This is a genomic window from Litoreibacter albidus, assembly GCF_900107015.1.
GTDB lineage: Bacteria > Pseudomonadota > Alphaproteobacteria > Rhodobacterales > Rhodobacteraceae > Litoreibacter > Litoreibacter albidus.
In genome coordinates this window covers 1-22,411 of record NZ_FNOI01000005.1, presented here as the reverse complement: position 1 = coordinate 22,411, position 22,411 = coordinate 1, and the positions used below count along the sequence as shown (strand labels likewise).

Here is a 22,411-nt window from a genome sequence, read left to right as displayed (position 1 = left end):
GGAACCGCAAGCGGTCTGGCTAGAGCGCCCCAGCGATGGCGCGGAACATGGCGACGTTTTCAGCGGCTACGCCTGCCTTGCGAAAATTGCGGTCGGCGGCGTTGGTCGCGATGACCACGCCCAAGGGGCGGTTGACGTAGATGTATTGGCCATAAATGCCGCGTGCCATGAATTCGCCCTCTGCCGCATCTTGAGGGATCCACCACTGAAAGCCGTAGCCAATCGCACCCTGCGCGGTGGGGGCTGTCGCGGTGGTTGACGCGTCCACCCAGTCGGCTGGCACGATCTGGCGTCCGTTCAGCTTTCCACGCTGCAAAAACATCTGCCCCATGCGGGCATAGTCGCGGGTGATCATGTTGAGGCCGCCCAGCACGAATGCGACGCCCACGCCATCGGTCAGGTAGTACGGCGCGACCTCTAGCCCCATGGGGCCTGCAATTTTCTGGGCCATCAGGTCGGGGATGCTACGGCCTGTCGCGCCGCGTATCACCATCGACAAAACGTGGGTGTCGATGGAGACATAGCGCCAAACCTCCCCCGGTTCTGCGAAGGTTTGCGACAGGCCTTCCGCAAATCCGTCCATCGTGCCGCCAAGGGCCAGCACGCGGCCCATGCGGTTGATGTCGGAGGATCTGTCCAAGTAGTCCTCGTTGAAGGTCACGCCGGACGACATGTTCAACACGTTTCGGATCGTGGCGCCGTCGTAGGCGGTGCCCTTGAGGGAGGGGGCGTATTTGGTCACGGGATCGTCGATGGAGGCGATGTCGCCGTCCTCAAGGACAACGCCCATCAAGGCAGACAGATAGCTTTTCGCGACGGACCAAGAGATGCGGCGGTCTGTGGCGGCGGTGCCTTTGTGGTAGCTCTCATGAACGATCTGCCCGTCCTTGAGGACCACCAATGCGGTCACGTCGCGGGCCGCGATCCAATCTTCGGTTTCTAGGGGTAGGCTGGCGTCGGCCCCTTTGGGCAGGGGGCTTGCGGGCGCGTCTGGCAGGGCCAGTTCGGCGGACAGAAATGCCGCGTCCATGTTGGAGAAATTATGCACGATCTTTTCTGGCGCGAAGAGCGTATTGACCGCCATAAGCCGGGTGATTTCTTCGCGCTTCCAGATACCCACAAGGGCCGCCACGATGACAAGCAGCACGATCAGGCGCAGCGCCCACTTCAAGGTTGATCGCATGGCGGGGGCTCCGGATGGGTTAGCTAAAGCGGTCCAACAGTTTTTGCATCGGGTTGCGCGTGTCTTCGGGCTCCGGCGTTGGCTGGGCTTGTGGTTTCGGCTTCGGCTTGGTGGTGGAGGAGCGGGCAGGGGCCGCGCGCAGCGCCACCGCGTTCAAAAACTTGGCGCTATCCCCGTCGGCAAGGTAGGGCGCCCCATCGGAGACGCCGCGCAGTACATCGTCGAGCCAGTCCTGCTCCGCCTTGGCGAAGTCGTTGAGCACGTAGGAGGGCACCTTGTCCTTATGGCCGGGGTGGCCGACGCCAAGGCGCACGCGGTCATACTGCGGGCTGATGTGCTGATGGATGGAGCGCAGCCCGTTGTGGCCCGCATGCCCGCCACCCGCCTTCCATTTGGTCTTGGCGGGGGCGAGGTCGATTTCGTCGTGGAAGACGGTCACATCGGTGCTGTCGAGCTTGTAGAACCGCATGGCCTCACCCACGGACTGGCCGGACAGGTTCATGAAGGTGCTGGGCTTGAGCAGCAGCACCTTTTCGTGGCCAAGGCGGCCCTCGCACAGCTGTCCTTGAAATTTGGATTTCCACGGCGAAAACCCGTGGTCTTCCGCGATGCGGTCCACGGCCATAAAGCCGATGTTGTGCCGGTTTTGGCTATATTTTGCGCCTGGGTTGCCGAGGCCTACGAAGAGTTTCATGCGGGTGTTTTACCGTGTCCACGGGCGGGGGGCTAGAGGGCGTGAGCATTTGCTGTTGGCCAGCCAGTGACCAACGGCAAACCGCTAAAGCAAGCGTGTGGCCATGCCGCCGTCAGCGGCGAGCGGCGTGCCGGTGACGAAGCTTGACCTGTCGGACAGAAGGAACAGTGCGGCTTGCGCGATCTCTTTCGGGGCGGCCAGCCGCTTTACCGGATGTAGCCCCGCGATGAACGCGTGGGTGTCTGGGTCATCCCCCGCCATGTCTGTCAGCGTACCGCCGGGGAGCAGCGCATTGACGCGGATGCCCTGCGCCGCATGGTCGCTGGCCAATGACTGGACCAACCCGATCAGCCCCGCCTTCGACGCCGCATAGGCCCCCATGCCTGGCATGCCGCCGTTGCTAAAGCCGACGAAGGAGCTGGTGAACACCATCGACCCGCCGCCAGTCTCTTGTAGTGCGGGGAGTTGGGCCTTGGCGCTATAGAAGGCGCTGGTCAGGTTGCAGTCGATAACGGAGTGCCAGTTTTCGGGTTTCATGTCGGGGATGGGCCCCATGTCGCCCATCATCCCTGCGTTATTGAAGGCGCCGTTGAGACCGCCAAATTCGAATTTGGCCAAGGCGACCAGTTCTTCCGCATAGGCTTCGTCCGTGACGTCACCCGCGAGGCAGACGGCCTTGCCGTTGCTTTGCTTAATCTGCCCGACGATCTGCTGGAGTTTGGCTTCACGGCGTGCGCCCAGCACAAGGTTTGCCCCCTCCGCCGCGCAGAGCAGGGCGGCTGCGGCCCCGATGCCGCTGCTTGCGCCCGTGATCAGAATTGTTTTGCCTTTGAGTTCCATGGTCATGCGTTCCTTTCGTTGCATGCCACGGAGGTAGCGAGGATGGCCTGCGCGTCGCGACCCGATCCTTGCGCTTGGGGGTGTCGTTACGTGGAAAGCGCAAGGATCGGGTCGCGGTGCGCTGGTCTAGAAGCCCGGCATATCGAGACCTGCGGGGGACTGGGTGAATATCTCGCAGCCCTGTGCCGTGACGCCGATGGAGTGTTCAAACTGGGCCGACAGCTTTTTGTCGCGTGTGACCACGGTCCAGCCGTCAGCCAAGATTTTCACCTTGCCGCGCCCGAGGTTTACCATTGGCTCCACGGTGAAGATCATGCCCTCACGCAGCTCCACACCCGTGTCGGGGCGGCCGAAGTTCAATATGTCGGGGGAGTCGTGAAAGACCTGCCCGATGCCATGCCCGCAAAAGTCACGCACGATCGAGCACCGCTGACTTTCGGCGTATGATTGGATGGCATGGCCGATGTCGCCCAGCTTCGCGCCGGGGCGCACGGCGTTGATCCCGCACATCATCGCGTCGTGCGCAATCTGGACGAGCCGTTCCGCCGCCCGTTTGGGGCGCCCCACGGCATACATACGGCTGGAGTCCCCGTGCCAGCCGCTGTGAATTAACGTCACATCGACGTTCACGATATCGCCGTCATGCAACCGCTTCTCCGTCGGGAAGCCATGGCAGACGACGTGGTTAACGGATGTGCAGCACGCGTATTGATACCCCTTGTAGCCGAGCGTCGCTGGCGTGGCGTTGTGGGTGTTGGCGAAGTCTCTGACGAAGGCGTCGATCTCTGCCAGCGCTAGACCTGGTTTGATGAGAGCCGCGATCTCGTCAAGGCACTCAGCGGTCAGTCCGCCCGCCAGCCGCATCCCTGCAAATGCATCTGGGCCGTAGAGCTTTATGCGCTCTGTTCGTTGCGCGGCCTTCGGGGGTGGGGCGACAGGGACAGAAATGTAGGCGTCCATTTGGCGTCTTCATCCTTTGCTTCACGCTGAGAGCATTGCGCGCATCAGGGGTTTTGCGCTATACGAATCGTATATGTTTCGTATAACAGTCAGCGAGGGAATGCGTCTATGGGTATCGTGAAAATTTCGGATGAGCTGCACGAAGATATACGCCGCGCGAGCGGTGCCATGTGTCGGTCGATCAATGCGCAGGCTGAATTCTGGATGAAGATGGGAATGATGGCAGAAGCGCATCCGACGCTGTCTTTTAACGAGCTTATCGCCATGCGATTGAAGGACGCGGATGTCCGTCTGCCCGAGGTCGAGGCCGCTTGAGGCAAGCCTTCGCGAGGGCTGCTCTAGACAGTGTGTACTTATATTATGTAATTATTAGTAACTGTATTTTGGGGGTTTCGCGCAATTTACGGCGTACTTGGTAGATATATATTACAAATATTGACACATTTACGGAAGTCAGCTACCTGATGGTTTAATGCTTTGGAGGGGGGATTTGCACGGCCTGCCTTATCCAGACTGCAAAAACGCTAGACCATAGGAAGAAATGATGAACGAATATATCCTGTCCGACGAGACGCGCGACAAGTTGCGCAAGGTGTCCACGGCCTCCGTCGCCACCGCGCTTTACAAGCGGGGGCTGCGCAACCAGTTCGTGCAGGGCGTCACGCCGGTGGAGCGCAAAGCGGTCACGATGGTCGGTCAGGCGTATACCCTGCGCTACATTCCGGCGCGTGAAGACCGCAACCCGATTACCGTGTTTCGCAACCGTGACCACAAGCAACGCGTCGCGGTCGAATCCTGTCCCAAGGGGCACGTGCTGGTGATGGACGCACGCAAGGATTGTCGCGCCGCTACGGCCGGTTCGATCTTAGTCACGCGACTGCAGCAGCGCGGTGTGGCGGGTGTGGTGTCCGACGGTGGCGTGCGTGATGCGGCGGGTATCGGTGCGCTGGATATGCCCGCGTATTTCGCCCGCCCGTCCGCGCCGACGAACCTGACCTTGCACGAAGCAATCGACCTTAACGTGCCGATTTCCTGCGGTGATGCGGCGGTCTTCCCCGGTGATGTGATGCTGGGCGACGGCGACGGCGTCATGGTTATTCCGGCGCATCTGGCGGATGAGATCGCGGCGGAATGCACGGAAATGGAGGCCTATGAGGACTTCGTTCTTGAGCAGGTTAACGGCGGCGCGGGGATCATCGGGCTTTATCCGGGGACCGATGACGAGAGCATTTTGAAATTCAACGCATGGCGCGAAGAGACAGGACGATAAACATGACTTTTACCCCACATGGCGACCACCTGATTGCAGGCAAGCGCGTCAGTGCCGACGCTAAATTCTCTTCTGATCCGGCCACTGGCGACGGTTTCGCGTACTCGGCGGGCTCACCCGAACTGGTGGCAGAAGCCTGCGCCGCAGCGCAGGCGGCGTTCACAGGTTTCGCGGCCACCTCGCGTGAGGTGCGCGCGGTGCTGTTGGACACCATCGCGGATGAGATCGACGCCCGTGGTGATCAGATCACCGAAATCGGCACGTCTGAAACGGGCCTGCCTGCGGCGCGCCTTGAGGGCGAGCGGGGCCGAACCACTGGCCAGTTGCGCCTGTTTGCGAGCCACATCCGCGACGGTGCCTACCTTGACCGCCGCCACGATGCGGCGCTGCCGGATCGTCTGCCCGCGCCGCGCCCTGATCTGCGGATGATGCAACGCCCGATTGGTCCGGTTGCCGTGTTCGGTGCTTCGAATTTCCCGCTGGCGTTTTCTACCGCAGGTGGTGACACCGCAGCGGCGCTGGCGGCTGGCTGTCCGGTCGTGGTCAAAGGCCACGGCGCACACCCCGGCACGGGCGAGATCGTCGGCGACGCTATTGCTGCCGCGTTAGACAAGCTTGGCATGGACGGGGGCATTTTTAGCCTTGTGCAAGGCGGCAGCCGTGCGGTTGGCGAAGCGCTGGTCACCGATCCGCGTATCAAAGCTGTCGGCTTCACGGGGAGCCTTGGTGGCGGGCGCGCGTTGTTTGATCTTTGCGCCAAACGCCCTGAGCCGATCCCGTTCTTTGGGGAGTTGGGCAGCGTTAATCCGATGTTTGTGCTACCTGACGCAGCCGCGGCGCGTGGGGCCAATCTGGGGGCTGGCTGGGCCGGAAGCCTGACGATGGGCGCCGGCCAGTTCTGCACCAACCCAGGCATTGCGATCGTGGTGGACGGGCCGGAGGCGGATGCATTTGTCAACGCCGCCCGCGAGGCCCTTGAGGCGGTTGCCGCGCAGACCATGCTGACTGATGGAATGGCCGATGCCTACCGCGACGGCGCGCGCCGCGTGTCCGAGGGGGCGGGGGTGAAGTCCCTGCTGAGCACCACCTGCGAAGGACGGTCTGCCGCGCCGTATCTGTTTGACGTCTCGGCCGAAGACTGGATGGGCAACGACGCGTTGTCGGAAGAAGTGTTCGGCCCGTTGGGTCTGGTGATCCGCGTCAAGAATACTGCGCAGATGCAGGCCGTTGCCGCGAGCTTCAAGGGGCAGCTGACGGCGACGTTGCAAATGGACGACGGCGACATTGATCTTGCGCGCGCGCTGTTGCCGGTGCTTGAGCAGATGGCCGGACGGGTGCTGGCCAACGGCTTCCCTACTGGCGTTGAGGTGTCGGATGCGATGGTTCACGGCGGGCCATATCCGGCGTCGACCAACTTCGGTGCGACGTCTGTCGGTACCCTGTCGATCCGGCGGTTCTTGCGGCCTGTCTGCTATCAGAACCTGCCCGAGGCTTTGCTGCCCACCGACCTTCAGGCGGGCTAACAGTCGCGTAGTGCGTCAGCCCGTCCCAATGGTGGCGGGCTGATGAGAGGGCTTTCGGGGCCAGTGAGTTTACAACTTTTGCGCGGCAGATCGTTTGAGTGCGCGAATTTGGCTGGTTTTGCCGATATTTGTGCTATTAGTGAACAAATATTAGAGAAATTCGTACGAAAAAACCGATATTACAGTAAAATTTGTGTTGATTTGTAAATATTAACTACCTAACGTGACCTAAGTTTCAACGATCCTGTCCCTGTCTGGGGGCGTTCGGTGAAGCGAATATCGAGACGAAACGGAGGATTGTAACAGCTGTATCGGAGGCACATGTGACCGTGTTTCCACGCGCAGAGCAGGGCCGAAGCGGGGTGCATGTAGCACCCAAAGCCGTTGGTCCTTGCCACGATCACGTATCAGCGGGCCGAACTGGCTCACGGCGCAATCCTACGACGACAACACGATCATCATTCATGGTGTCGAACCGGCAAAGCACAGCTTTGCGGGACCAATCGACGCCGGAGGACGCCAGCCCTGTCTGGCACACGACATCTGTATAGGAGGAACAGATCTATGTTTTACAAAAGCTTGAAAGCCACATTCGGCATTGCACTTGGCGCGACTGTTATCGGCACGGCTGTAGCCGCTGCGGATTTCCCAACCCGTGACGTTCGCCTGATCGTCCCATGGCCCGCTGGTGGCGGCGCGGATGCGATCTCTCGCAAGATCAGCAACATCGCCGAGCAAGACCTGCCCAAATCCATCTACGTGGAAAATATCGCGGGTGCGGTCACCGCGACAGGGTTGGTTCAGATGTCGAACGCGCGCCCAGACGGGCACACCGTTGGCGTGCTGACATACGACAGCGTTATCACGCTGCCGCGCGGCGAGATGGTGCCGGGTTATTCGCTCGACAACATGAAGCTGATCGCGCGTATCACGTCGGAGGCCGATGCGATTGTCGTCTCCAAGCTATCGGGTATTGAAAGCTACGAGGACCTGATTGCGCGTGCCAAGGAAAACCCTGGCCAAGTGCGTATCGGCGTGGCGCCTAAGGGCTCTGGCCCGTATCTGTCGGCGATGCAGTTGGAAAAGCTGCTCGACGTGGATTTCAACGTCATCACTTATGCTGGCTCCTCTAGTGCTGAAGCCGAAGCGTTGCTGTCGGGTGAGTTGGACGCCGCGATCTCCAGCCTTGGTGATTTCAGCGGTCTTCTTGCGTCCGGCGATGCCAAAGGCGTGGTAGAGCTGACGGGGGTGCAAAACGCAACCTACACGGACGTGCCGACGCTGAAATCCAAAGGCCACGACCTGCAAACCGGCAGTTTCATCGTGCTGGCGGCTCCGGCGAACACGCCGGACGACGCGGTGGAAACCTTGGAGACGACCTTTAAGGCGGCTTACGACACCGCAGAGTTCCAAGACTGGTTGGCGCAAGTTGGTGTGACCGCCGATTGGCTGGGGTCCGGCGATGTCGACACTTGGGTTGACGAGCTTCAAGCCAAGACGTTCGCGCTGATGGACGAGCTGGAACTCTAAGCTTTCAAAATGGCCATGCCTTCGCCCTTATAGGTCGGAGGCATGGCTTTGGCGCCGCATCACACCACCTTGGGAGAAGACGATGCTCTTAAACAGGCAAATGGTATTTCTATACGTCACTCTTGCAGTGTCTGTTGGCTATTTGATTACGGCCCTGAGTTTGGGCGCCCCGATTGCCGACAGCGGGCTGACGCCCGCATTCTTCCCAACCCTTGTGGGCGCTATGGCGATTGTCTTTTGTAGCATCCTTATCGTGCAGGCGCTGCGGGCCAAGCCGGAGCAGGACACCGCACCATCATCTGACGAGGGGGGGAGTTACACCCACCTTTGGGTGGTGGCGGCGATCTTCCTCTACATCGTGGCGTTCAAGCCGTTGGGGTATTTCCTGTCCTCCAGCCTGTTCGTCTTTGCGTTGATCTTGCTGTTCTCGACGCTTGAGAAATTGGTGATCAAGGCCGCCATCGCTGTCGCAATCGTCGCGGTTGCCTATGTCATGTTTCAGCAATTGTTCGGGGTCCGCCTCCCGACGCTGTGGGGTTAGATCATGGACTTCATTTACCTCGTTTTCAGCAGCTTTTCCCTGCTCGCTGATCCGGTCAACTTTACCTATGTGATCCTCGGCTTCGTGATCGGCACCATCTTTGCCGCCATTCCGGGGCTGACGGCGACGCTAGCGATGGCGCTGCTATTGCCGCTGACCTATTCGCTTAGCGTGGAGACCGCACTGATGGCCTGCGCCAGCATCTATATGGCGGGCATGTGCGGTGGCTCTATCACGGCCACAACGATCAACATTCCGGGCGCGCCGTCCTCCATGATGACCGCGCTTGACGGGTATCCGATGCAGCGTCAAGGCAAGGGCGCATTGGCGCTTGGGCATGCGGCGCTTGGCTCTATGTTTGGCGGTGCAGTGGGGGCGTTGCTGCTGATTGCTGTTGCACCTTTCGTGGCGGAGCTGTCGCTTTTGGTGAAGACCACGGGCAAGTTCTCGCTTCTGGCCTTCGCGTTGATTGTCGTGGTGATCGCGCAGCGCGGCCGTATTCCGCAGGCTGGTTTGGCTGCCTGTATCGGCTTGATGCTGGCGACTGTCGGGCTTGACGCGATGGAGCCGATTACCCGCTTTACCTATGGTTATTCCAGCCTGACCGCTGGGATCGACCTGATGCCGGTGATCATCGGCACCTTTGCTATTGCCGAAGTCATGACGCAGGCAAGCGCGCGCATCGACATCAGCGCCGCGACCGAAGCGGTCAAGAAGGTGAAAATCCGCCGCCGCGATTTCCTGCCGCCCTTGGCCGACATCCGCAAGATCGGTTTTGGCTGCTACTTCAAGTCCTGCCTGATCGGTTACTTCGTTGGCACATTGCCGGGCGCTGGTGGCTCAATGGGGTCGTTCCTTGCCTATACCGAAACCGTACGCACATCGTCCGAGCCGGAGACATTTGGTAGGGGCAACCCGCAGGGTATCGCCGCATCGGAGAGTGCCAACAACGCGGTGTGTGGCGGGGCCATGGTGCCGATGCTGACCTTTGGCATTCCAGGTGACCCGATTACTGCGATTATGCTGGGCGTTCTGGTGATCAACGGCATCCAGCCGGGGCCGCAACTGATGTCGGATCAAGCGGGCCTGATTGCCCCGATGCTGGCGGCGTTGCTGTTCAGCGCGGTGGTGTTGATCCCGTTGACACTTTGGATGATCGGGCCGTATTTCATCAAGATCGTGTCGGTGCGTAAGGATGTGCTCTATGCCGTGATCGCACTTTTGGCGGTCGTGGGGAGCTACGTCGCGACCTACTCAACCTTCCAGATGTTCATGGCGCTGGGGATGGGGGTTTTGGCCTTCTACCTGCGGCGCAACGGCTTTCCGGTGATCACCATGCTGTTGGGCTACATTCTGGGTCCAAATCTGGAGGAGTTCTTACGGCGTTCCTTGGCCTTGTCTAACGGCGATCCGACGACTTTCTTTACCAATCCTGACAGCCTGTTCTTTGTCGCGCTGACGCTGGTGTTTGTCTATTTCTTGGTGATCCGAAAGCCCGCGCAGGCGCCTGTCGCCGCCAAGGCCGATTAGGGGGCGTTGTCTGGCCGTTTCCTTAGATGGGGCGGCCACACTTATTGTAGCCTCGCGCGTGGTGCCCCTGTCTTTTAATCCATCGCGGTTTATAAAGGGCGCTACGTGCACGCAGCCCACAAGCAAGGAGATCACGTTGTCAGAGACACGGCGACCCTCATTGGCCGATCAGGTCTACGATCAGCTTTTGACGAAGATCCTCGAAGAGGAATATCCGGTGCACAGCCGGTTGCCCACTGAGGACATGCTGGCGGAAAGCTTCGGTGTTTCGCGGCCTGTTGTGCGCGGAGCGTTGTCGCGGCTTCGCGACGACGGGATCGTGCAGTCGCGCCGTGGTTCGGGGAGCTATGTCCTACGCCGCCCTGACCGTGAGTTGATCAGCTTTGTGCCACTTGAATCGGTGTCCGATGTTCAGCGCTGCTACGAGTTTCGTATTGACGTTGAGGGCGCTGCAGCCGCTTGGGCGGCGCGGCGACGTGATGATGAGGACTTGGCGGCGATGGATGCGGCCTATCAGGTGATGGAGCAGAGCTATCAGCAAAACGCCCTTGGCGTTGACGCCGACCAAGCGTTGCATCTGTCGGTCGCGCGGGCGGCAAAGAACCCGTTCTTCTCCTCGGTGCTGGAATCCCTGAGCGAGCAAATCGCCTATGGCGTGAAGCTGTCGCGGTCCCTGACGTTGCTGGATACCCCCGTGCGCCAAGAACTGGTGCTGGCAGAGCACCGCGCGGTGCTTGACGCGATCCGCTTGAAGCAACCAGAGGTTGCACAAGCGACGATGCGCCACCACATCACGGCCGCCAAAGACCGGATGTTTGTGGGTACCCAAGAAGACTGACGTCCCCCGAAACTCAAGCCCCGAAACCTAAGCACAAACGCAAAACGCGCAGCCCGTTAAGGCCGCGCGTTTCAATGTCGTCGCATGAAGCGGGGGAGGATTACTCCTCCGCGGCTGCTTCTGCTTCTGGAGCGTCTTCGCCCTCTGCTGCTTCGTCTTCATCGTCGCCTGCGGATTTGAGGCTGGATGGAGCGGAGAGCGTTGCGATCACGAAGTCACGGTCGATTGTGGCTTTCGCGCCTTCTGGCAGTTTCACGGAAGAGATCGTGATGTTTTCGCCAACTTCAGTCTCGGAGACGTCGATGGTGATGCTTTCAGGGATGTCACCAGCAGTCACAACCAGTTCTACCTCAGGACGTACCAGCGTCAGAACGCCGCCTTTTTTCAGGCCAGGGGATACGTCTTCGCCCACAACATCCACGTGGATGAACAGAGCGATTTTTGTGGTGCGGCGCAGGCGCATGAAGTCGATGTGTGTTGGCAGATCTTTAACCAGATCGCGCTGCACGTTGCGGCAGATGACGCGGACGTCGTCTTGGCCTTCGATTTTCATGTTCTGCAGCGTGGACATGAAGCGTCCGGCGCGCAGCTGCTTCAACAGTCCGTTGAACGGGATCTGAATAGGTTGTGGGTCTTCGCCACCACCATAAACGATACCTGGCACCATGCCGTTACGGCGTGCTGCGCGAGCGGCCCCCTTGCCCGTCCCCGCGCGTGTCTGAACTTCAAGATCAGGGATCTTACCAGCCATGACTATATTCCTTTGTTAAATGGGTGCGGCTGCCTCCAAGGGTGTCGGGCCGCGTGAAGAGTGCCGTATAGGAGGGAATCGCCTGTTTGGAAAGGGGTTTCATACGCTTTTGGATTGTCAGTCCAAAGCGTTCGGAATAGCGCTTGGCGCATGTCCGTATTAAACGCCCTTCGTCTGTCGCATGTCCCCGCCTTGGCCTTCGCCATTTTGGGTCTCTATTGGGGCAGTTTTGCCGCCTTCGTTCCGCAGCTGAAAGCCCAAACGGGCGCGGGGGACGCGCTGTTCGGCATGCTGCTGCTTGGCACGGCCTGCGGGTTGGCCACCACCATGTGGATCGCGCCGACTGTCGACCGTGCGTTGGGGCGGTGGTCCATGGGGGTCTGCGCCGCGCTTTTGGCGGGGGCGTTCTTGCTGCCAGGCTTGGCTACAAGCCCTGCGGCGTTCTTCGGGGCGATGCTGTGTTGCGGGATGGCGTCGGGGCTGACGGATGTGATCATGAACGCCCGCGTGTCGGAGCTGGAGGCGCACTCAAAGCGACCCTTGATGAACGCGAACCACGGCATGTTTTCGCTGGCCTATGCGGTGGGCGCGCTTGCCACCGGATCGGCGCGGGCGGCATCGGTGCAGCCTTTTGTTGTCTTTGCAGTCTTGGGGCTGCTGGTTTTGCTGCTGGCCCGCAGGTTGCAGATGACCCCGCACGATGCAAGGGGCGAGGGCGTGGCCGGCACGCTGCCGTGGGGCATTGTGGCGTTATGCGGCGCGGTTGTTCTGATCGCCTTCATGTCGGAGGCTGCCGTGGAGGCATGGTCGGCGCTGCATCTGGAGCGCACCTTGGGGGGCAGTGCCGCAGAGGGCGCGTTGGGCCCCGCAATGCTGGGCCTCACCATGGCGGTTGGCCGCTTTAGCGGGCAGGCAGTAAGCGAGCGGTTGAGCGACACCCGCGTTGTTCTGGGCGCCGTGACCGTGGCTGTGGCGGGCACCGTGCTCGTTGTTTTGGCCCCTGCGCCGCTGGTGGCTTATGTCGGGTTCGGCATTATGGGCTTGGGCATATCGGTGATTGGCCCGCTTGGGCTGGCGCTGGTTGGGCGGTTAGTGCCGCCTGCGCTGCGCACGGTGGCGATATCGCGGACGGCTGTGCTTGGATTTCTGGGCTTCTTCATTGCGCCCACCTTGATGGGGTTGATCTCGCAAGGGTTCGGGTTGCGCGCCGCCTTCGCGGCGGTCGCGCTGTTGCTGTTGGTGGTGTGGCCGCTGGTTGCGGTGCTGCGGTCGCGGGGCGCTTAGCTTAGGCCCAATCACCATAGAAGTCGCGCGGGACCAGCAGGTTGTGCTTGCCCAAGTCCTGCACTTTCCGCTCCCCGCAGAGGGCCATCGTCGTGTCCAACTCCGTGTGAATGACGCGCAACGCCTCCTCCACGCCGTGTTGCCCCATCGCGCCCAGCCCGTAGATAAAGGCGCGCCCGATGAAGGTGCCCGTGGCGCCCATCGCCAGCGCCTTCAGCACGTCCTGACCGGAGCGAATGCCGCTGTCCAGATGTACTTCGATTTTGTCGCCCACCGCGTCCATGATCGACGGCAGCGCCTTGATGGAAGACATCGCTCCGTCCAACTGCCGCCCGCCGTGGTTGGAGACCACAATCGCATCCGCCCCGACGTTCAAGGCCATTTTGGCGTCGTCGGCGTCCAAGATGCCCTTGAGGATCAGTGGCCCGCCCCAAAGGTCTTTGATTTCTTTGACGTAGTCCCAGTCAAGCTTCGGATCGAAGCTTTCGGCGGCCCAGACGGACAGGGAGCTCATGTCGGTAATGCCGTCGATGTGACCCACGATATTGCCAAAGCTGTGGCGTTTGGTTTGCAGCATTTGCAGCCCCCAACGCCATTTGGTCGCCAGATCAAAGACGGTGTGCGGGGCCAGCTTGATGGGAATGGACAGGCCGTTTTTGATGTCCTTGTGGCGCTGGCCCAAGATCTGCAAGTCCAGCGTCAGTACCAAGGCGGAGCATCCGGCATCCTTGGCGCGCTGGATGGCGCGTTTGGTGAACTCGCGGTCTTTCATCACGTAAAGCTGGAACCAGAACGGCGCGCTGGTGTTTTCTGCCACGTCCTCAATGGAGCACACGGACATGGTGGACAGGGTGAATGGCACTCCGAACTTTTCTGCCGCTTTGGCGGCGAGGATTTCACCGTCCGCATGCTGCATGCCGGTGGAGCCGACGGGGGCCAATGCCACAGGCATAGCAACATCTTGCCCGATCATCTGGCTGGAGGTGCTGCGCCCCGTCATATCAACCGCCACGCGCTGGCGCAGTTTGATTAGGTCAAAGTCGGAGGAGTTCTCGCGGAAGGTCTGCTCTGTCCAGCTGCCGCTTTCGCAATAGTCGTAGAACATCTTCGGCGTGCGCCGCTTGTAGATGCGTTTCAGGTCTTCAATTTCAGTGATTTTAGCCATTTCGCAGCCCTTACCGTCCAAATTGGTTAAGTGTTGTTACCAATCTGGACGGTTTCGAGTCAATGCAGCGATTTGGATTGCCCGCTTAAGCCCTATGCGCGCCGTCGGCGAGGGACTTGACGAAGGCCAGCACATCTTCGGTGCTTTCGCCGTTCGCGATCTTGGACACGATGGCGGAGCCCACGACCGTGCCGTCGGCCACGCCTGCAATGGCCTCGGCTGTTTCGGGCGTTTTGACGCCGAAGCCCACGATGACGGGCAGGTCGGTGCTTTCCTTGATCCGTGCGACTTCGGGCGCAACGTCGGCGGCGCTAGCTTCAGCGGTGCCGGTAATGCCGGTGATCGAGACGTAATAGAGAAAGCCGGAGGTGTTTTGCAGCACCATCGGCAGGCGTTTGGCGTCGGTTGTGGGGGTGGCGAGACGGATGAAGTTCAGGCCAGCGGCTTGAGCGGGGATACACAGCTCCTCGTCCTCCTCGGGGGGGAGGTCCACGATGATCATGCCATCAATGCCGGCCTCTTTGGCCTCAACCAGAAACTTGTCCACGCCGCGCGAATAGATCGGGTTGTAGTAGCCCATCATCACGATGGGCGTCGTGTTGTCACCGGCGCGGAAGTCGCGGACGAATTGCAGAAACTTCTCCAGCGTCATGCCTGCTTCCAGCGCGCGTTGGCCGGCCAGCTGGATAGTGCCGCCATCGGCCATCGGGTCGGTGAAGGGCAGGCCCAGCTCAATGATGTCAACGCCAGCGGCAGGTAGGCCTTTGACCACATCCAGCGCGCGTGCCTCATCAGGGTCGCCCGCCATAACGTAGGTCACGAAAGCCTTTTTGCCCTCGGCCTTCAGCCGCGCGAATGTGTCGTCGATGCGTGTCATGTGCCGTCCCCTGACTTATAGCTTGAAACGGTTTGCACCATCCGGCGGGGGGAAATCAACGGGGGGAGGGGATTTATTCCTGCAAGGTGGCCGCGTAGGCGCTGATCGCGGCGTCAAACCCCATATATGCTTGACCCGCCCCGCCCCCAGCCCCTACATGCGCGCAACCGGATTTAGGAGAGTGTCATGGGTTTCAAGATGGGTATTGTCGGACTGCCAAACGTAGGCAAGTCCACGTTGTTCAACGCGTTGACCCGCACGGCGGCGGCGCAGGCTGCGAACTTTCCGTTTTGCACCATCGAGCCCAACGTGGGCGAGGTCGCTGTGCCGGATGCGCGGCTTGATACTTTGGCCGAAATCGCTGGCTCCAAGTCGATCATCCCGACCCGCATGACCTTTGTGGACATCGCCGGTCTGGTGAAGGGCGCGTCCAAGGGCGAAGGTTTGGGCAACCAGTTCCTTGCCAACATCCGCGAAACCGACGCAATTGCCCATGTGCTGCGCTGCTTTGAAGACGGCGATGTGACCCACGTGGACGGCCGTGTTGATCCGGTTGCGGACGCTGAGGTGATCGAGACCGAACTGATGCTGTCGGACATGGAATCCATCGAGAAACGTCTGGTCAATATCGTGCGTAAGGTGCGCGGTGGCGACAAGGAAGCCGTCCAGCAGGAACGTCTGATGAAGATGGCGATGGACGCGCTGGAAAACGGCAAGCCCGCGCGCACGGTTGAGGTCGATGACGACGATATGAAGCAGTGGAAAATGCTGCAATTGCTGACCGCCAAGCCCATTCTATACGTCTGCAACGTCGACGAAGGATCGTCCGCGTCGGGCAATGAGTTCTCTGAAAAGGTCGCTGTCATGGCGGCAGAGCAGGGGGCGGCGCATGTGGTGATCTCCGCCCAGATCGAGGAAGAGATTTCCCAATTGGAGGCCGAAGAGGCCGAGATGTTCCTGTCTGAGATGGGGCTGGAAGAGGCGGGGCTGGATCGCCTGATCCGTGCGGGCTACGAGCTGCTGCATCTGGAAACCTACTTCACCGTCGGCCCGAAAGAGGCCCGTGCCTGGACGATCAAAGAGGGCACCATGGCGCCACAGGCGGCGGGCGTCATCCACGGGGACTTCGAGAAGGGCTTCATCCGCGCGGAGACGATCGCATACGATGACTTCGTGACCTTCAAGGGGGAGCAACCCGCCAAGGAAGCGGGCAAGATGCGCGCCGAGGGCAAGGGCTATACCGTGAAAGACGGAGACGTGCTGCACTTCTTGTTCAGCAAGTAACCTCGCTTTTTGTGTCAGGGTGGGAAAATCGGCTGCGGTTTCCCATAGGTTGCGACCCTCGGGTGCCGTAATTTGGCGGCACAAAGGGGGCCATATGCCGGATACAGATATTTCCAATGTGAACGAAAATGACCTGATTTGGCAGCTCACAGGTGCGCGGGCAGGCCCTGCGGTGCTGGTGACGGGCGACCTAGAGGCGCTGGCCCCCGTGGTGGAGCGGCTGCAAATGCTGCCGTCATTGGTGTACCTGCGCGGCGCGCTGATGGTCGGAAGCCCTGACGCGAAGGCCGAGGCCGATGAGGTTTTGCATCTGCGGACAGCGGACCCCGCGCAGCTCTACTGGACGATCCTGAACCGTATTGCGGAGCTGGGGATGATCTCCGGACGTGGCATCCCGACGGGGCTATTGGCGGCCTGAAAGGCCTGACCTGAATAGGCCCCGCAATGTGGAACGCCGCGCCTTTTTGTTCTGACGAACCACCACTGGTATCAGGCTTAGGCTACTTGTCGTGGTCCATGCTTTTGTGTTTCAAATTTTTTGAATGTGAAAAGGCCGATGCGAGCGTTCTGTGCGACACCGGCTTTGCGAGAAAGATAACATCAGGCGGCAAGTCTTCGTGCTCTGCCCCCTGAAAACCGGATCACTGTTTCGGAAGCATCATCTCGCAGGCTAGAACTCGCTTCTCACGAAGCGCTCGGCAAAAAAACTTGGCAATGACGCCGGTCAATGTTCACTCGTAAGTCATTGATTTTCAACGAACAAAGGTGGGTGGCGGAGACGAAGTCCGCCCACTAAATGCTGCAATGCACTGATGAAGCAGCAAAATAGTTAATTTAACGTAAAACGTACCACAGATAATACCTCACGGGGATCCAAAGTCGCCCGTGGGCATTTATTGACCACCTTATAGAGCATTCCAAGCGATAGTCAGGCGTCTAAGTGGGGGCGGGAAGCCGGCATTCGCTGCAAGTGCGTGGCGAATGAAGTGGCACTGCAAAAGCGGACGTGTGTCGTCCCTGACGAACCCTTTTTCTTGTTGTTCTTCTGATAGATATTCCGTGACTTCGAGTGCTAGAATGTCGTCGTAATCAGATTAGGTTTATCCTTCTTGAAATCGCCTCACTGTCGTGCGCGATTTCAAGTCGCCGTCGTCACATTAGCTTGGGTCAATGCGCCTCGAAGTTGACGAGCAGCCGGATCTTCTCGCCGAGGCTCTTCGTTATCTTTCTCATCGTCCACTCCTCGGTAGCTACGATGAGCAACAAACCCTCTCTTAGCAAACTGCCCTATTTGGACGCATAAGCGTTGACGTCAGACAGCGGGGCAGAGGGTCAGCAGAATTCTGATTTTAGTGAGTTCCCGTTCACACAATCTCAACCTACCAAGTTCAATTTCTCTTAAATGAGGCCTCTTCGAATCGCGACCGCAACTGCGTGGTCTCTTGTGCGCGCGCGCAAACGGGCTCTGGCTTTCCTCAGGTGCATTTCTACTGTTACTTCGGCCACGCCGAGGCGATGTGCAATATCCGCCGTTCGCAATCCATCCGCGACATATGCAAGGCAATCTTGTTCGCGGGTCGTCAGGGTTACGATCGGTTGCGTACCTCCGGGCGACGACAATCCTGCGAAGGCCAGTTGACACCACGCGCGCCATTCAGGCTCGTGTTCAGAGCGTAGCTCTGCAAACTCTGCGACGGTATGGCGGCTCATCAGGTTCCAACCGATGCCGGCCGCATTCGCATCAGGGCTCATTGTGACGGACATATCCGTCTGGATGTTGAGAGCTTCACTGCCTAGGGCGATTTGTAAGCTCGACAGACCCATGGGACACTTTTGGGGTTACTGTAGCTTGTCTCTGAGCGCCTCGTAAGGGGTTTGCCCGTTGTGGGCACCGTGCGGTCTGGCGAAGTTGTAGAACCGTTCCCATTCGTCGAGTTTGGCCTCCAAATCGACGTCACCTTTGTAACTGAGAAGCTGGTAGAACTCCTGCTGATCCGATCGGTGTGAGCGCTCGACTTTACCGTTGAGCTGTGGCGTTCCACGTTTGATGTACGCGTGCCTGATCCCGAGGTCTTCGACGTGCCAATGGAACTTGGCCTGGAACTCGTGGCCGTTGTCAGTCCGAACTTCTCGAATGCGGAATGGAAACTTCTCGATAATGTGATCGATGAAGTCTATAGCGTTTGCCTGCGTATGCTTCTCATAGACCTTGAGGGCCCGGACACGTGTTGCGTCGTCGATTGCAGTGTATTGGAACCTGCGCACCTTCTCGCCACGTTTTCCTTTGAAGGTCAAGAACTTGACGTCTACTTGGATGTGGTGACCTGGAACCTGCTTTTGATATCGTTTCGTGTGCAGCTTTCGCATGCGTGTGCCTCTGGGCAGTCGATTTAGGCCATTGCGTCTGAGAATGCGGTAGACCCCTGCATCCGAGATCTTGATGCTGTGATAGCGCGCTAGGTACCAAACGATTCTTATGGGCCCCAGGTGATACTTGCGACGCAGATACAGAACCTTCTCGACGATCTCAGCAGGTGTTTGATTGGCCGGGTTCTTCGGAATTGATTTGGCATTCTTTAAGCCAGCCTCACCATGCTTTTGATAGGCATCCCGCCATCTATAAAAGCTGGATCTCCCAATCCCAAAATACCGGCATGCTTTGCGTGCATTGCCGATCTTCTCAGCATGCTGGAGCACTCTAAGCTTGCGTCGAATGTCACGTTCTTCGTTAGTCATAAAAACTTCCTCCACCCAAGATTGGGTAATTTACAGGAAGTGTCCCGAGAGTCCGTACATATCTACAAGAATTGCTGACCCGTTGACAGGTTTAGGGCCTCGTTCGGCTGACAAGAAAACCTCGATTTCAGTACTTAAAAAGGGGATTATTCATGTGGGATTTTAGCATGGGCACGGCGCTTACCCTTATGCGCAAGACGATGCCATTCTTGCTGTTCCGTATCAGTGTCTACTTTGGGATCGCTGTCGCCTACGTGCTGGCAACAGGGACCGGCGCTGGCATTGGCTATGGTGTCGGTGGCTTCGGCGATGACGACTTTCAAACCACGACCACCATGTGGGGCGGAATTGCGGGTTTCGGCATTACCGCTGGCATCCTCTATCTTCTGCGCGAGTACCTGCTTTATATCGTGAAGGCGGGACATATTGCTGTGATGGTCGAGTTGCTGGATGGGCGAGAATTGCCCGACGGGCAAGGTCAGATATCCTATGCCCGTCGCATCGTGTCAGAACGCTTCGGCGAGGCGTCCGTTCTGTTTGGTATCGACCAACTCATAACGGGTGTCGTTAACGCGATCACCGGAATGGTTCAGGGACTTCTGATGATCCTGCCAATACCGGGCCTCGACAAAGTCATGTCGCTTGTCCGAGCTTATCTTAAATTAGCGGTGGGTCTCGTCGACGAGGTGATCCTTGCGCACAGCCTGCGAACAGGTTCTGAAAACCCTTACGCATCTGCAAAACAGGCGCTGGTACTCTACGGTCAGAACGCCAAACCTATGCAAAAAAACGCAGCGTGGCTGACACTGTTCGTTTGGGGCATCTCTCTGCTCGTGTTTTTGTTGATGTTGGCACCGGCGGCGGCTGTTGTCTACGTGATGCCCGGCGCATGGTCGGCCGGCGGAGTGGTTTTCGCCTTGCTGTTCGCGTGGGCGGTAAAAGTAGCCGTGATCGAACCCTTTGCAATAGCTTGTTTATTGCAGGCGTTCTTCAAGGTTACCGAGGGTCAGACCGCCAACCCTGACTGGGAGGCAAAGCTGGAAACCGCGTCTAACAAGTTCAAGACTTTGGGTGAGAAGGCGGTGAACTGGGCAAGCGGTGGGCGCGGCACTCACTCTGCGAACAAGGCAGAGGAAGCGGCTGTCTAGGCTTGGGCCTCACGACCAAAAATATGATGATGGCGGAGAGGTCGATTGCGGCGATGGATGCGGGCGGTGATTTGCTGTAGCGGGTTGTGGTCTGGCGTCGCCCCATGAGCCTGCCTGACGTTCTCGCAATACGGATCCGTCGGTTATGGCGGGACCTGTCATACTTGCCGCTTTTCTAGTGTTTGAGCAGTCCAGAGGCCACGCCGGCGCCACAGAGAGCGTTCGCATGACATGGTGGCGTGTCTCCCGCGTCTTTTGCTCGAACGTTTAGAGCCGCCAAGGCGCTGCTCGCAGACATAATTGATTGCAACTCGACCTCACAGGGAAAGTGGCGTTTGAGGCGCTGGGTTATGTCAGTGTAGAGCCAAATTGATTTTCTGTGTCGCAGCATTGCAACAATTTTTTGCCCGAGATTAACTGAATTTTAATTTCTAGTTCACGGCCAATTCAGGGCGCGAAGTCTATTAATAGGTATAATGACACCACTGATATGGAGCCTCAGTTTTGTTCGTCGACCTGTAAGCTGTTATTTAGAGGCAGAATTTTCGATTCTAACGAAATACGGCTGATCTGAATTGGCGATTTCGCGTCATAAAAAATTTCACCTTTCACAGAAATGATAAATTTCTTTTAAGAAAAGAAATCTAGTTGTCACTTTTATGTGAGTGTGTTCAGAACGGTCAAAAGAGACCATATTGCAGGGCAACAAACGATGAAGAAGCGTTTTTTCACAAACTTAAAACTTGTCGTAGCTCTTTTTTTCTTGATGTGTGGCGCCTCATTCGCTCAGTCTGCCTCCGAGATGTTTGCGAGCGGTGGTGGGACTGGTTCTGCTACACCGACGCAAGGTCCCGTCACGGTCAATCTGGTCAATAATCCTAACAATCCTTCGGGAAACACCTCTGCTGCTATATCTACCCCGACGCCGAATGTGACGATCCGCGTACTCAACCAGCAATTCGCCAACTCTGCTACTTTTGCCTCTCAGGGCCTGATGATTGGCGGGACTTTCCTCGGCGATCCACATGTCTTGCCGATGAATTCTTTTTTTAGCCCCCTGAGCTCTCACTTTACGTCACTTCCAATAGTGCCGTCGGGGAGCGGGATAAATGTAGGGGTCAACCACGCGTTTTTGTTGGAAGCCCGTACACTTGGCCCTCGTCTTGCCGGTGCAGCCAGAACGGATCGTTTGTATTTTGCTGATTTACAAATAGATTTCGGAACACCGGTTTCTAACGCGGTTGTGCATCTCGCCGGTTGGGGTGGTATTGCTGGGGGCAAAAACTTTTCGGTCGAATTGGATTTTGTCCCAGGCTCGTCTGTCGGTGCGTCTTCGGTTAGCTTGCTTTCCGGCAACGGAAATTTGTCGGTTAGCGGGAATTCCATCAATGCGGCCACCCCGTCGAACGGCGGTAGTTCAGGAACGCAATGCACGGCAGAGGCGGCTTGCGGATCGGTGCGCGTAGCTGGGGACGCCGTTTCAAGAGTGTACTTCAGGGTCTACATGGAAAGTCCAGATGCAAGTTTGTGGCCCACCAATGGCGGTGAGGGCTGGATTTTGGGCGTCTCCGGCGAAACATCTGATATGGTACCTACGTTCTCGTCCATGCCGACGGCTATCTTCGAAGGGCAATCTTACACCGGCCTCACACTGACCTGCGCAAACGAAGGGCCGAATTTCGCCCGTGGTGCGACCTGTCAGCCAACTGTGTCGACGGGAACGATCTCGTCTCTCGTCTGTACGCCTTCGCCTACAGTTGATGTCTCACATGTCGGGGGAAGTAATGAAATCGAGTGTACATTCGACTATCTGCTTCCGGATGGAAACGGTTCGAGTTCCGTCACGTTTGAAGGTCAAACCGGCGCGGTGAATGATCGCAACGGTGGCTCTGTTGGGGCGGCGGGAAATAACGAAACGACCGAGGTAATTGCCGCCTCGGCGATCGTTGCGAATAACGACACGCCGGCTGCGGTGAATGGCGCGGTTGAGACTGTGCTCGGGAATGTCGTGGCGAATGACACGCTGAACAGCGTGGCGGACCCTGCGATCGGGAGCGATGTGACGCTGAACGGGTCGGGCACGGCGCAAGACGGCACGACGTCTCTGGGCCTTGATGTGACGCCGACTGCGGGGAGCATCACGCTGAACGCTGACGGGAGCGTTACGGTTGCGGCGGGGACGACGGCGGGCAGCTATGTCTATACGTATGAAATCTGCGAGGTGCTGAACCCGTCGAACTGCGACACGGCGACGGCG

The 22,411-nt window shown here is 58.6% G+C and carries 21 protein-coding genes; 12 read left to right on the top strand and 9 right to left on the bottom strand.

Annotation, left to right across the window (positions count from 1 at the left end; all coding sequences use genetic code 11):
* Positions 1 to 19 precede the first annotated feature (19 nt).
* From BLW66_RS12245 to map, 4 genes are all read right to left on the bottom strand, one after another.
* Complete coding sequence (locus BLW66_RS12245; protein WP_089947456.1) at positions 20 to 1,183, bottom strand: serine hydrolase domain-containing protein; 1,164 nt, start codon at positions 1,181 to 1,183, stop codon at positions 20 to 22.
* Between the two features lie 19 nt (positions 1,184 to 1,202).
* Positions 1,203 to 1,877: an aminoacyl-tRNA hydrolase gene (pth, locus tag BLW66_RS12240; protein WP_089947455.1), complete on the bottom strand. Its 675-nt coding sequence runs from the start codon at positions 1,875 to 1,877 to the stop codon at positions 1,203 to 1,205.
* A gap of 84 nt (positions 1,878 to 1,961) precedes the next feature.
* Positions 1,962 to 2,717, bottom strand: coding sequence for an SDR family oxidoreductase (locus BLW66_RS12235; RefSeq protein ID WP_089947642.1), 756 nt, complete (start codon positions 2,715 to 2,717; stop codon positions 1,962 to 1,964).
* Positions 2,718 to 2,843: 126 nt separating this feature from the next.
* Positions 2,844 to 3,677: a type I methionyl aminopeptidase gene (map, locus tag BLW66_RS12230; RefSeq protein WP_089947454.1), complete on the bottom strand. Its 834-nt coding sequence runs from the start codon at positions 3,675 to 3,677 to the stop codon at positions 2,844 to 2,846.
* 108 nt (positions 3,678 to 3,785) lie between these two features.
* On the opposite strand from map, the gene BLW66_RS12225 reads away from it, so the two are divergent.
* The 7 genes from BLW66_RS12225 to BLW66_RS12195 all read left to right on the top strand — a co-directional run bounded on the left by BLW66_RS12225 (position 3,786) and on the right by BLW66_RS12195 (position 10,909).
* Positions 3,786 to 3,992, top strand: coding sequence for a ParD-like family protein (locus BLW66_RS12225; RefSeq protein ID WP_089947453.1), 207 nt, complete (start codon positions 3,786 to 3,788; stop codon positions 3,990 to 3,992).
* 229 nt (positions 3,993 to 4,221) lie between these two features.
* Positions 4,222 to 4,947: a ribonuclease activity regulator RraA gene (locus BLW66_RS12220; protein WP_089947452.1), complete on the top strand. Its 726-nt coding sequence runs from the start codon at positions 4,222 to 4,224 to the stop codon at positions 4,945 to 4,947.
* Between the two features lie 2 nt (positions 4,948 to 4,949).
* Positions 4,950 to 6,470 carry an aldehyde dehydrogenase (NADP(+)) gene (locus tag BLW66_RS12215; RefSeq protein ID WP_089947451.1) on the top strand — a complete coding sequence of 507 codons (1,521 nt, stop codon included), beginning with the start codon at positions 4,950 to 4,952 and terminating at the stop codon, positions 6,468 to 6,470.
* A gap of 564 nt (positions 6,471 to 7,034) precedes the next feature.
* Complete coding sequence (locus BLW66_RS12210) at positions 7,035 to 8,000, top strand: Bug family tripartite tricarboxylate transporter substrate binding protein (protein WP_089947450.1); 966 nt, start codon at positions 7,035 to 7,037, stop codon at positions 7,998 to 8,000.
* Positions 8,001 to 8,100: 100 nt separating this feature from the next.
* Positions 8,101 to 8,541, top strand: coding sequence for a tripartite tricarboxylate transporter TctB family protein (locus tag BLW66_RS12205; RefSeq protein WP_244508638.1), 441 nt, complete (start codon positions 8,101 to 8,103; stop codon positions 8,539 to 8,541).
* Between the two features lie 3 nt (positions 8,542 to 8,544).
* A complete protein-coding gene (locus tag BLW66_RS12200; protein WP_089947448.1) occupies positions 8,545 to 10,071 on the top strand; it encodes a tripartite tricarboxylate transporter permease in 1,527 nt (508 codons plus the stop codon).
* Between the two features lie 136 nt (positions 10,072 to 10,207).
* The gene (locus BLW66_RS12195; protein ID WP_089947447.1) at positions 10,208 to 10,909 is read left to right on the top strand and encodes a FadR/GntR family transcriptional regulator; all 702 of its coding nucleotides are present in this window, start codon (positions 10,208 to 10,210) and stop codon (positions 10,907 to 10,909) included.
* A 100-nt stretch (positions 10,910 to 11,009) separates the two neighbouring features.
* Here the strand turns inward: BLW66_RS12195 and BLW66_RS12190 are convergent, their stop codons facing one another.
* A complete protein-coding gene (locus tag BLW66_RS12190; protein WP_089947446.1) occupies positions 11,010 to 11,660 on the bottom strand; it encodes a 50S ribosomal protein L25/general stress protein Ctc in 651 nt (216 codons plus the stop codon).
* A gap of 150 nt (positions 11,661 to 11,810) precedes the next feature.
* On the opposite strand from BLW66_RS12190, the gene BLW66_RS12185 reads away from it, so the two are divergent.
* A complete protein-coding gene (locus BLW66_RS12185) occupies positions 11,811 to 12,944 on the top strand; it encodes an MFS transporter (protein WP_089947445.1) in 1,134 nt (377 codons plus the stop codon).
* Between the two features lies 1 nt (position 12,945).
* On the opposite strand, the gene BLW66_RS12180 is transcribed toward BLW66_RS12185, so the two are convergent.
* Together BLW66_RS12180 and trpA are read right to left on the bottom strand one after the other, a co-directional pair.
* The gene (locus BLW66_RS12180; protein ID WP_089947444.1) at positions 12,946 to 14,109 is read right to left on the bottom strand and encodes an alpha-hydroxy acid oxidase; all 1,164 of its coding nucleotides are present in this window, start codon (positions 14,107 to 14,109) and stop codon (positions 12,946 to 12,948) included.
* A gap of 85 nt (positions 14,110 to 14,194) precedes the next feature.
* Positions 14,195 to 14,986, bottom strand: coding sequence for a tryptophan synthase subunit alpha (trpA, locus tag BLW66_RS12175; protein ID WP_089947443.1), 792 nt, complete (start codon positions 14,984 to 14,986; stop codon positions 14,195 to 14,197).
* A 186-nt stretch (positions 14,987 to 15,172) separates the two neighbouring features.
* Here trpA and ychF point away from each other — a divergent pair, with 186 nt between their 5' ends.
* Complete coding sequence (ychF, locus tag BLW66_RS12170; protein WP_089947442.1) at positions 15,173 to 16,270, top strand: redox-regulated ATPase YchF; 1,098 nt, start codon at positions 15,173 to 15,175, stop codon at positions 16,268 to 16,270.
* 94 nt (positions 16,271 to 16,364) lie between these two features.
* Positions 16,365 to 16,688, top strand: a complete 324-nt coding sequence (locus BLW66_RS12165; RefSeq protein WP_089947441.1) for a hypothetical protein — start codon at positions 16,365 to 16,367, stop codon at positions 16,686 to 16,688.
* A 980-nt stretch (positions 16,689 to 17,668) separates the two neighbouring features.
* On the opposite strand, the gene BLW66_RS18285 is transcribed toward BLW66_RS12165, so the two are convergent.
* Entirely contained in the window at positions 17,669 to 17,980 is a 312-nt protein-coding gene (locus BLW66_RS18285; protein ID WP_425283333.1) for a LuxR C-terminal-related transcriptional regulator, read from the bottom strand.
* Between the two features lie 129 nt (positions 17,981 to 18,109).
* Positions 18,110 to 19,006 carry an IS481 family transposase gene (locus BLW66_RS12155; RefSeq protein WP_089947439.1) on the bottom strand — a complete coding sequence of 299 codons (897 nt, stop codon included), beginning with the start codon at positions 19,004 to 19,006 and terminating at the stop codon, positions 18,110 to 18,112.
* Between the two features lie 152 nt (positions 19,007 to 19,158).
* Here BLW66_RS12155 and BLW66_RS12150 point away from each other — a divergent pair, with 152 nt between their 5' ends.
* Together BLW66_RS12150 and BLW66_RS12145 are read left to right on the top strand one after the other, a co-directional pair.
* Positions 19,159 to 20,154, top strand: a complete 996-nt coding sequence (locus tag BLW66_RS12150) for a hypothetical protein (protein ID WP_089947438.1) — start codon at positions 19,159 to 19,161, stop codon at positions 20,152 to 20,154.
* Positions 20,155 to 21,451: 1,297 nt separating this feature from the next.
* Positions 21,452 to 22,411, top strand: a 960-nt coding sequence (locus tag BLW66_RS12145) for a hypothetical protein (RefSeq protein ID WP_170833472.1), incomplete at its 3' end; no start/stop codon positions are given.

Coding starts and splice junctions, on each gene's coding strand:
- map (WP_089947454.1), bottom strand. CDS start 3,677: ATGGACGCCTACATTTCTGTCCCTGTCGCCCCACCCCCGAAGGCCGCG.
- BLW66_RS12150 (WP_089947438.1), top strand. CDS start 19,159: ATGTGGGATTTTAGCATGGGCACGGCGCTTACCCTTATGCGCAAGACG.
- pth (WP_089947455.1), bottom strand. CDS start 1,877: ATGAAACTCTTCGTAGGCCTCGGCAACCCAGGCGCAAAATATAGCCAA.
- BLW66_RS12225 (WP_089947453.1), top strand. CDS start 3,786: ATGGGTATCGTGAAAATTTCGGATGAGCTGCACGAAGATATACGCCGC.
- BLW66_RS12205 (WP_244508638.1), top strand. CDS start 8,101: ATGGTATTTCTATACGTCACTCTTGCAGTGTCTGTTGGCTATTTGATT.
- ychF (WP_089947442.1), top strand. CDS start 15,173: ATGGGTTTCAAGATGGGTATTGTCGGACTGCCAAACGTAGGCAAGTCC.
- BLW66_RS12155 (WP_089947439.1), bottom strand. CDS start 19,006: ATGACTAACGAAGAACGTGACATTCGACGCAAGCTTAGAGTGCTCCAG.
- trpA (WP_089947443.1), bottom strand. CDS start 14,986: ATGACACGCATCGACGACACATTCGCGCGGCTGAAGGCCGAGGGCAAA.
- BLW66_RS12165 (WP_089947441.1), top strand. CDS start 16,365: ATGCCGGATACAGATATTTCCAATGTGAACGAAAATGACCTGATTTGG.
- BLW66_RS12180 (WP_089947444.1), bottom strand. CDS start 14,109: ATGGCTAAAATCACTGAAATTGAAGACCTGAAACGCATCTACAAGCGG.
- BLW66_RS12190 (WP_089947446.1), bottom strand. CDS start 11,660: ATGGCTGGTAAGATCCCTGATCTTGAAGTTCAGACACGCGCGGGGACG.
- BLW66_RS12245 (WP_089947456.1), bottom strand. CDS start 1,183: ATGCGATCAACCTTGAAGTGGGCGCTGCGCCTGATCGTGCTGCTTGTC.
- BLW66_RS12215 (WP_089947451.1), top strand. CDS start 4,950: ATGACTTTTACCCCACATGGCGACCACCTGATTGCAGGCAAGCGCGTC.
- BLW66_RS12235 (WP_089947642.1), bottom strand. CDS start 2,717: ATGGAACTCAAAGGCAAAACAATTCTGATCACGGGCGCAAGCAGCGGC.
- BLW66_RS12200 (WP_089947448.1), top strand. CDS start 8,545: ATGGACTTCATTTACCTCGTTTTCAGCAGCTTTTCCCTGCTCGCTGAT.
- BLW66_RS12185 (WP_089947445.1), top strand. CDS start 11,811: ATGTCCGTATTAAACGCCCTTCGTCTGTCGCATGTCCCCGCCTTGGCC.
- BLW66_RS18285 (WP_425283333.1), bottom strand. CDS start 17,980: ATGAGCCGCCATACCGTCGCAGAGTTTGCAGAGCTACGCTCTGAACAC.
- BLW66_RS12220 (WP_089947452.1), top strand. CDS start 4,222: ATGAACGAATATATCCTGTCCGACGAGACGCGCGACAAGTTGCGCAAG.
- BLW66_RS12210 (WP_089947450.1), top strand. CDS start 7,035: ATGTTTTACAAAAGCTTGAAAGCCACATTCGGCATTGCACTTGGCGCG.